The organism is Kitasatospora sp. LaBMicrA B282, from assembly GCF_050325825.1.
GTDB lineage: Bacteria > Actinomycetota > Actinomycetes > Streptomycetales > Streptomycetaceae > Kitasatospora.
Map to the genome: position 1 here is coordinate 1 of NZ_JBNQTI010000255.1, position 8,329 is coordinate 8,329.

11 protein-coding genes are annotated in these 8,329 nt (G+C 75.8%); 2 read left to right on the plus strand and 9 right to left on the minus strand.

Annotated elements, in window-relative coordinates; genetic code table 11:
- Positions 1-470 (plus strand): hypothetical protein (locus ACQRUO_RS37115; protein WP_428320588.1); only part of this gene is annotated, 470 nt, incomplete at its 5' end.
- 68 nt (positions 471-538) lie between these two features.
- Here the strand turns inward: ACQRUO_RS37115 and ACQRUO_RS37120 are convergent.
- The 3 genes from ACQRUO_RS37120 to ACQRUO_RS37130 all read right to left on the minus strand — a co-directional run bounded on the left by ACQRUO_RS37120 (position 539) and on the right by ACQRUO_RS37130 (position 3,417).
- A complete protein-coding gene (locus tag ACQRUO_RS37120) occupies positions 539-1,033 on the minus strand; it encodes a MarR family winged helix-turn-helix transcriptional regulator (RefSeq protein ID WP_428320589.1) in 495 nt (164 codons plus the stop codon).
- Positions 1,034-1,130: 97 nt separating this feature from the next.
- Complete coding sequence (locus ACQRUO_RS37125; RefSeq protein WP_428320590.1) at positions 1,131-1,781, minus strand: NAD(P)-dependent oxidoreductase; 651 nt, start codon at positions 1,779-1,781, stop codon at positions 1,131-1,133.
- 85 nt (positions 1,782-1,866) lie between these two features.
- Positions 1,867-3,417 carry an ATP-dependent DNA ligase gene (locus ACQRUO_RS37130; RefSeq protein ID WP_428320598.1) on the minus strand — a complete coding sequence of 517 codons (1,551 nt, stop codon included), beginning with the start codon at positions 3,415-3,417 and terminating at the stop codon, positions 1,867-1,869.
- 121 nt (positions 3,418-3,538) lie between these two features.
- On the opposite strand from ACQRUO_RS37130, the gene ACQRUO_RS37135 reads away from it, so the two are divergent.
- A complete protein-coding gene (locus ACQRUO_RS37135) occupies positions 3,539-3,766 on the plus strand; it encodes a DUF2277 domain-containing protein (protein ID WP_428320591.1) in 228 nt (75 codons plus the stop codon).
- Between the two features lie 122 nt (positions 3,767-3,888).
- Here the strand turns inward: ACQRUO_RS37135 and ACQRUO_RS37140 are convergent, their stop codons facing one another.
- From ACQRUO_RS37140 to ACQRUO_RS37165, 6 genes are all read right to left on the minus strand, one after another.
- On the minus strand, positions 3,889-4,830 hold the full coding sequence (locus ACQRUO_RS37140) for an LAETG motif-containing sortase-dependent surface protein (protein ID WP_428320592.1): 942 nt from the start codon (positions 4,828-4,830) through the stop codon (positions 3,889-3,891).
- A 259-nt stretch (positions 4,831-5,089) separates the two neighbouring features.
- On the minus strand, positions 5,090-5,719 hold the full coding sequence (locus tag ACQRUO_RS37145) for a TIGR03086 family metal-binding protein (RefSeq protein ID WP_428320593.1): 630 nt from the start codon (positions 5,717-5,719) through the stop codon (positions 5,090-5,092).
- Positions 5,720-5,757: 38 nt separating this feature from the next.
- Positions 5,758-6,039, minus strand: coding sequence for a DUF6158 family protein (locus ACQRUO_RS37150; RefSeq protein WP_428320594.1), 282 nt, complete (start codon positions 6,037-6,039; stop codon positions 5,758-5,760).
- Between the two features lie 50 nt (positions 6,040-6,089).
- The gene (locus ACQRUO_RS37155) at positions 6,090-6,584 is read right to left on the minus strand and encodes a hemerythrin domain-containing protein (protein ID WP_428320595.1); all 495 of its coding nucleotides are present in this window, start codon (positions 6,582-6,584) and stop codon (positions 6,090-6,092) included.
- A 220-nt stretch (positions 6,585-6,804) separates the two neighbouring features.
- Positions 6,805-7,038, minus strand: coding sequence for a DUF3040 domain-containing protein (locus ACQRUO_RS37160; RefSeq protein WP_428320596.1), 234 nt, complete (start codon positions 7,036-7,038; stop codon positions 6,805-6,807).
- A 43-nt stretch (positions 7,039-7,081) separates the two neighbouring features.
- On the minus strand, positions 7,082-8,161 hold the full coding sequence (locus ACQRUO_RS37165; RefSeq protein ID WP_428320597.1) for an ATP-dependent DNA ligase: 1,080 nt from the start codon (positions 8,159-8,161) through the stop codon (positions 7,082-7,084).
- Between the last annotated feature and the right edge of the window lie 168 nt (positions 8,162-8,329).

Here is an 8,329-nt window from a genome sequence, read left to right on the forward strand (position 1 = left end):
CCCGCGGGGCGCTGACCGCGCCCGGGCAGGCCGCCGACGCGGCCGGCCACCGCCACCACGTGCACGCCCACCTGGTCGGCCCACCGGTGCCGGACGCCGGCGCCGCCGCCGGCCGCTACGGCGGCGGCGCCAAGGTGACGGTGCGCTGGGACTACCCGGCCGGACACGCCGTCACCAGCCAGGTCAACCTGACCCGGCCGCTGCTCCCCGACGGCACGCTGCCGGTCTGGGTGACCGACCGCGGCGAGCTGAGCTCGCCGCCGCCGAGCCGGGTCGGCCTGGCCCTGCTCGGGGTCGCGATCGGCACCGGCAGCACGCTGGTCCTCGGTTCGGCGGTGCTGTCCTGGTACTACCTGCGTCGTCAGGTGCTGGACCGGCGCTGCCAGCGGGAGTGGGCGGCCGGCTGGGCCGCCGTCGAACCGCACTGGTCGGGGCGGCTGAACGGGCACCCCGGCAACCCGGCGCCCTGAGCCCGGGCCGGCCCGCCGGGCCGCCGGGGCAACCCGGCCCGGGGCCCGGCCTTTTCCGGCCCGGCGGCTCAGCCCAGCGGCGGGAGTTCGGTGCGGGCGTGCCGGCCCAGCCGGTCCAGCGCCTCGACCAGGCCGGCGGCCTCGGCCGGGCCCAGCGCGCCGTGCAGCAGCCGGTCCGTCTCCCGGCGGTGCGCGGTGGCCGCGGTCACCAGGGTCCGCTCGCCCAGCTCGGTCATCGCGACCAGCTGCACCCGGCGGTCGGCGGGCGAGGGCGTGCGGGTGACCAGGCCGGCCTCCAGCATCCGGTCGACCAGTCGGGTGGCGCCGCCGCTGGTGAGCACCAGCGGTCCGGAGAGCCGGCTCATCGGCGCGCCCTCCGGGTGCCCGGCCAGGATCAGCAGCACCTCGAACATCGAGTGGCTGATCCCGGCCGCGCGCTGGATCGCACCGCCGAGCAAGCGCTCGACCACGGCGGAGGTGGTGAGCAGCACCCCGATCCCCTGGATCCCCGGATCGGCGGCCACCTGCGCGGCGGTGCGGAACTGCGGCTCGGGGTCGGGCACGGTGGGGCTCTCCTCGCTGCTGGGCGGCTGCTGCGCCCCTCATGGTGCCAGCCCGGCGACCGCCGGGACGGCCGGACCGGCGCCGGCGCCGTGGCGGTCAGTAACCGCAGGTGAAGCGCTCGCCCAGGTGCTGGGGCTGCTCGATCTCGTCGACCAGGGCGATGGCGTAGTCCTCGACCGAGATCCGGCTGGTGCCGTCGGCGGCGGCCACCAGGTCGTCCTGCCCGGTGCGGTAGGCGCCGGTGCGCTCGCCGGGCTCGATCAGCGCGGCCGGGCTGAGGCTGGTCCAGGAGACGTCGCTGACCGTGCGGAGGTAGTCGAGCGCGTCGCCGTGCGCGTGCATGATCTGCAGCAGCCACTCGGGCAGGCCGGGGGCGTCCCAGACCTGCTTGCCGTCCGGGGTGCGCAGCGAACCGGCGCCGCCGACCGCGATCAGCCGCGGGGCGGCGTCGCCGAGCGTGCGCAGACCGGTGACCAGGGCCCGGGCGGCGGGCTCGATCGTGGCCAGGTGGCCCGGGCCGTCGCCGCCGCCGACCGCGCTGACCAGCACGTCCTGGCCGGCGGCCACGGCGCCGACCGAGGCCGGGTCGAGCACGTCGCCCTGCGTCACGGTGAGGTTCGGGTGCGTCTCGGTGACCTTGGCGGGGTTGCGCACCACGGCGGTGACCTGGTGGCCCCGGTTCAGGGCCTCGCGCACGACGGTGCTTCCGATGGTGCCGTTGGCGCCGAAGACAGCGATCTTGGACATGGTGGGTGGTCCTTTGCTAGGGGCGGTGCGGACTGTCATCTGAGTCAACAGTAGCTGAGTAGTCAGATATTTCCGGCGGCGCTCGTCAATTTTCCGGACCCGCGGGCAGCAGCGCCCGGACCGCCTCGACCGTGTCCGCCTCGGCGGCCGGCTTGTCCTCCCGGTACCGCAGCACCCGGGCGAACCGCAGGGTCACGCCCGCCGGGTAGCGCGGCGATCGCTGCACCCCGTCGAAGGCGATCTCCACCACCAGTTCCGGCCGCACCCGCACGCCCCAGGCCGGCCGCTCCACGGCGAGCTGCTGCAGGCGTTCGGTCTGCCAGTCGAGCAGTTCGTCGGTCAGCCCCTTGAAGGTCTTGCCGAGCATGGCGAACGAGCCGTCCGGCCGGCGCGCGCCCAGGTGCAGGTTGGACAGCCGCCCGGTGCGGCGGCCGTGGCCCCACTCGGCGGCCAGCACCACCAGGTCCAGGGTGTGCACCGGCTTCACCTTGAGCCAGGCGGTGCCGCGCCGGCCCGCGGTGTAGGGGGAGTCGAGCGCCTTGACCACCACCCCCTGCTGGCCCCGGGCCAGTGCCGCGGCGGTGAACTGCTCCGCGGCCGCGACGGTGGCCGGATCGCCGGGGTCGGCCGCCACCAGCCGGCGCACCCGCAGGTGCTCGGGCACCAGGCGGGCCAGCTCGGCGTGCCGGGCCGCGGCGGGCAGGTCCAGCAGGTCCCGGTCGTCCACCGCGAGCAGGTCGAAGAAGGCCGGGGAGAGCGGCAACGCCTCGGTGGCGCCGGGGACGTCCAGCCGGGAGCCGACCCGCCCGGCGATCTCCTGGAACGGGCGCGGGCGCCCGTCGCGGTCCACCGCGATCACCTCGCCGTCCAGCACCGCCCGGCCCGCCGGCAGTGCCAGCACGGCGGCGGCCACCTCGGGCAGCCGGTCGGTGATCTCCTCCAGGGTCCGGGTGAAGATCCGCACCAGCGGGCCGTCGCGGTGCACCTGGATCCGGATCCCGTCCAGCTTCTCCTCCACCGCGCACGGGCCGAGCCGGCCCAGCGCCTGCGCGACGCCGGTGGCGGTGTGCGCCAGCATCGGCAGCACCGGGCGGCCGACGGTGAGCCGGAAGTCGGCCAGCGCCGCCGGGCCGTCGGCCAGCAGCGCCGCGGCCACGGCGCCGAGCGTGCCGCCGAGCATCACCGCGCGGCGCACCTGCGCGACCGGGGCGCCGCCGGCCGCAGCCAGGGCCTCGACGGCGAGCGCGTCCAGCGCGCCCTGGCGGACCTCGCCGCCGAGCAGCCGGAGCAGGAACTCCTGCTCCGGGGCGGTGGCGTCCCCCAACAGTTCGGCCAGCAGTCGGCGCCGCTCGGCCTGGGCGCCGGTGCCGCGCACCGCGGCCACGGCGTCGAGCGCCGCGTCGACCCGGCGCACGGTGAGGGTGGGCGCGGCGGCGGGCGGCACGGGTTCGGCCAGCACCCGCCAGCCCACGCCGATCCGGCCCTGCGGCAGCCGCCCGGCCAGGTAGGTGATCACGATCGGGGCGTCGGCGGGCTCGGTGGCCCGGAACAGCTCGGCCAGCAGCGTGGTCTTCCGGGACCGCGCCGAGGTGGCGGCCACCGCGTGCGAGGTCCGGGCGAGCTCGGCCAGCAGCATGCCCTCATGCTCGCCCCGGCCCGCCGGCCGGAACGGGTCTGACACGCCGCCAGAATGCCGACGCTGTATGTGGCTTGCCGCATGTCTATGCATTGTCGGTGGGCGGGAGCAGACTGGAGGCATGTGCCGAAGCATCAAGACCCTCCGTCCGCCCGTGTCGCCCGAGGTCACCGAGGAGGACATCCACGCGGCCGCGCTGCAGTACGTCCGCAAGGTCTCCGGGTTCCGCGCCCCGGCCGCGCACAACCGCGCCGTCTTCGACCAGGCGGTGGCCGCCGTGGCCGCGGCCACCGGCACGCTGCTGGCCGGGCTGGAGATCCGCGGCGGCGGTGGCCGGGCGCACGACTAGCGGCGCGGTGACGCCCCGCGGGCGGCTGTTACTCCGCGGCGGACGCGGACGCCCGTGGCGCCGGCCGGAGCGGCCGGTGCCACGGGCGTGCGGATCGGCGGACCGTCAACCCGTCGAGCGGGTCAGCGGTGCGCGTTGCGGCGGCGGGTGAGGACCACCGCACCGGCGCCGGCGGCGACCAGCACCGCACCGCCCACGCCGTAGGTGACCAGCTGGCTGCCGTCGGTGCCGGTGAAGGCCAGGCCGGTCGGGGTGGTGGAGGCCGGCTGCACGGTCGAGGAGCCGACCGGACCGGCGGAGTCGGTCGCGCCCGGGGCCGGCGTGGTCGCCGCGGTGCCGGCCGGGGTGGTGGCGGAGGCGCTGGGCGACGGCGACTTGCCGGTGCCGGCCGAGGGGCTCGGGGTGCCCGTCCTGCTGCTGCTCGCCGAGGGGCTGGGGGTGCCGGTGGTCGGCGACGGGCTGGGGGAGCCGGTCTTGCTGCCGCTCGGCGACGGGCTGGGCTTGCCCGGGGTGACGGGCGTCTGGGTCGGCGTCGGGGTCGGGGTGGGCGTCGGGGCGCAGGCCGAGCCGCCGTTCCAGTGGCTGATCAGGCTGTTCGGGAAGACGCCGTCCGGGTAGCGCGGCAGCGGGTTGCTGACCCCGTCGAACTTGTTGCCGTTGTTGTACAGGTCGATCTGGCCGAAGCAGGGCGGCAGGGTGCCGCTGACGTCCAGCGTCGCCTGGGGGGTGTTGCTCGACAGCGTGGTGGTGGCCCAGCCGAGGAAGGCCTGGGTGCCCGAGGTGGCCCAGGTCGGGCCCTCGGTGCTGTACGAGGCCAGCGAGACCTCGTACGGGCAACCCTTGGTGACCTTGCCGACCAGCTTGACCTGGATCACCCCGTACGGCTTGTCCATCTCGCCGGCGGTGGTCCAGTGGGCGCCGTTGTCGACCGAGTACGCGACCGTCGCGGTCCCGCAGGACCCGGTGTCGCGCGCCACGGCGGGCCCTGCGGTGAGCAGGGGGGCGGCCGCGGCTATGCCGAGGGCCGCCAGTGCCGGAAGGGTCCGGCGGAGGGGGTGGTGCACTGGGCTTGCTCCCTGAACGTTGGTGCGCTGTGGAGGTGGGACGCGACGCCCCCGCCCGGTCGGCTGACCGGACGGGGGCATCGCGTCCGAGAGCGGGACGATATCCGACGGTGTGTCCCGCCTCGCGGCCGGGGCGTTCCCTGGGATTGACCCGTCGTCGGACGGCACGCTGATGCCGCGTCAGCCGATGGCGACGCGGCATCCGGGCGGTGTTCGGGGAACGTTCAGCGGGTGTCCAGGAAGCAGCCGGCAGGCTCGCTCAGCCGGCGAGTTCCGGGTCGACCGGGGGGAGCGGGGCGGAGTGCCGGCCGACCAGGGCGAGCAGGCGGGTCTGCGGGTCGGCGCCCGGCGCGGTGGGCACGGGGGCGGCGAACCGGCCGGTGGCGACCAGGCGGTCGGCGTACGGAGCGAGGGCGTGCAGCGCGAACTCCACCAGCTCCGGCGCCAGGTGGGTGTCCTGACCCGTGGCGCGGGCCAGGTCCCAGGTGTGCACGGCGAGGTCGACGGTCAGCTGGGTGCAGTAGTCCAGCGCCGGGCGGTCGCCGTAGGACAGGTGCACGGTCAGCACCAGCGCGTCCGGCACGCCGAAGCCGGTCCAGGCCGCGTTCGCCGCCCGGGTCCAGGCGGCGGCGGGGTCCGCGCCCAGCTGGTCGCCGGCGAACCGGTCGCCCACCTCGGCCAGGGTCGCGCCGAGCAGCAGCTCCGGTGCCCAGAGCTGTTCGACCGTCAGGTGGTTGACCAGGTCGTGCACGGTCCAGTCGGTGCACGGGGTCGGCGCCCGCCACTGGTTGCGGGCCACCCCCTGCACCCGGCGGCCGAAGGAGGCCAGCGCCTCGTGGTAGAGCCGCAGCACCTCGCGCTGCCGCCGTTGGGAGTGCTCGAGGCTCATGGTGCCTCCCCCGGCCCGGGTGGCTCGGCTGCCGGCGCTCACTGGGGGTGGGCCTCGATCCGGGCGGCGGTCTCCCGGGCACGGGCCCCGGAGCGGGTGCGGCCGGCGGTCACCAGGCGGTTCGGGAAGCGGCGCAGGTACTCCGCCTCCAGCTCGGTCGAGCGCTCGGTGTGGTGCCGCAGGGCTTCCTCGGACCCGTAGAGGAAGGTCTCGTGCCGGGTCCGGTGGAGCTGTTCCAGCTCGTGCAGCAGGCGCTCGTCGAGCAGGTTGCGGGCGGCGATGCCTCCGGTGGCGCCGTCCGGGGTGGCGGTCAGTCGCATGGCGGGTGCCTCCTCGGTCCTCGACCCGGTGCCGGGTCGCGACCCCCCTGTTAGCCCGGTGCCCCCTGCGGGGCGCCGGAAACCGGACCGGCCCGGTGGCGCGGCGCGGTCTCCCGCACCGCGAGCAGCCGGGTGCCGATGTCCTGCAGGTCCTTGCGGCGCAGCGTGGCCCGCAGCTGCGGGAACCACTCGCGCTCCTCCTGGCTCATCTGCTGGGTGGCGGCGGACAGCAGGCTGTCCACCAGCCCGGGGAAGGCCGGGTCGGTCACCGGCCGGGCCGCCACCGACTCGCAGAGCCGGTCGACCGTCGTGTGGTCCCGGTAGTCCCGCAGCGCCTCGTGGGCCGGGTCCCGCAGCAGCGCGCTGACCTCGGGGTACAGCACCTCGTCGACCAGGTAGGAGTGCACCGTGAGGTCGTGCACGATGAGCAGCGCGAGGTCGCCGCGGGCTGCGGACGCGGCGGGGTCGAGGGCGCGGTAGTCCTTGAAGAGCCGCAGCAGCTCCTTGTGCTCCTGCTTCAACACCACGATCGCGTCGCTGGACATCCGCACTCACCTCTTCGGCCTCGCGTGTCCCCTGAAACGATGGTGCCAAACCGGGCGCTCCGCCGGGCGGCAAGGCCGATCGGGTGCGTTCGATCGGCCGATCGGGGGACCGGGCGGGCAGGAGTGGGGCGACCCGGAGCGTCCTGGTTCGGCCCGGGAGCCCGAGGGGCCGGCGGTCCGGGGCCCGGGAGCCCGGCGGGCGGTGCGGCCGCGCGGGCGGTCATGGCAGCAGGGTCCGGCCGCGGACGACCTCGTGCCAGAGGCGGCGCAGGCGGGTGGCGGGGTGGCCGGCGTCGGGCGCCGGGTCGCGGCCGGCGGCCAGTGCGGCGGCCTCGGCCACCCGGTCGCGGCTGCGGCCCCACTGGTCGAACCGGCGGGCCAGCACCGGGTCCTCAGCCACCAGCCGGGACTCGATCCGTCGGCTCTCGCGAACTTCGTGCCGTGAGAGGATCATGATCCTCACCTGCTGTCCTTTCGGCTCCGCAGGGCGCCGCGGCTCAGCGCCCGCCGGCTGTGCCGCCGGCCAGCAGCTCCGCCAGGTCGTAGCCGACCGGTTCCTCCAGCTGGCCGTAGTCGCAGCTCTCCGGGGCGCGGTCGGGGCGCCAGCGCACGAGGCGGGTGGTGTGCCGGAACCGCGTCCCTTCCATGTGATCGTACGCGACCTCGCAGACCCGTTCAGGGCGAAGCGCGACCCACTGCGCGTCCTTGCCGCCGCTCCAGCGGCTGGGTGCGCCGGGCATCCGGCCCGCCTCGTGGGCGCTCTCCTCGGTCCAGGCCGCCCACGGGTGCCCGGCGGCCTCCGCCAGCCGCAGCGGGGCCAGCTCGGCGGTCAGCTCGCGGCGCCGGGCGGCGGTGAACGAGGCGCAGACCCCGACGTGCTGGAGCACCCCGGCCGCGTCGTACAGCCCGAGCAGCAGCGAGCCGACCCCTTCGCCGTCCTTGTGCAGCCGGTAGCCGGCCACCACGCAGTCGGCGGTGCGGGCGTGCTTGATCTTGAACATCGAGCGTACCCCCGGCCGGTAGGGCTGGTCCAGCGGCTTGGCCATGATGCCGTCCAGCCCGGCGCCCTCGAACCGGGTGAACCAGTCGGTCGCCAGCTCCCGGTCGGTGGTGGCCGGCGCCAGGTGCACCCAGGGGCCGGCGCCGGCCAGCGCCGCGGTCAGCTCGGCCCGGCGGACGGCCAGCGGCTCCTCCAGCAGCGCGCGGTCGCCGAGTGCCAGCAGGTCGAAGGCGATCAGGCTGGCCGGACGCTCGGCCGCCAGCCTGCGCACCCGGGAGGCGGCCGGGTGGATCCGCTCCTGCAACTCCTCGAAGTGCAGCCGGCCGTCGTGCGCCAGCACGATCTCGCCGTCCAGCACGCAGCGCTCGGGCAGCTCGGCGCGGCAGGCGTCCAGCAGCTCCGGGAAGTAGCGGGCCAGCGACTTGCCGGTCCGGCTGGCCAGCTCCACCTCCGCGCCGTCCCGGAAGACGATCGCCCGGAAGCCGTCCCACTTGGCCTCGTAGTGCATGCCGGGCGGGATCTCGCCCACCGCCTTGGCCAGCATCGGTGCGATCGGGGGCAGCACGGGAAGGTCCATGCCTCTGATCGTGCGTCACCCCCGCGCGCCGCGCAGCGCGGGCCCCTAGGGCCAATACTGGTGATTTAGGGTGTTTTCTGGCTTTTTGGCCTGGTTCTGGTGGGTGCGACCAGCCGGACCGTTGGCGCGTCGGGCCCGGGCGGGTTGCCGTGCTCGGCGCGTTTGAGG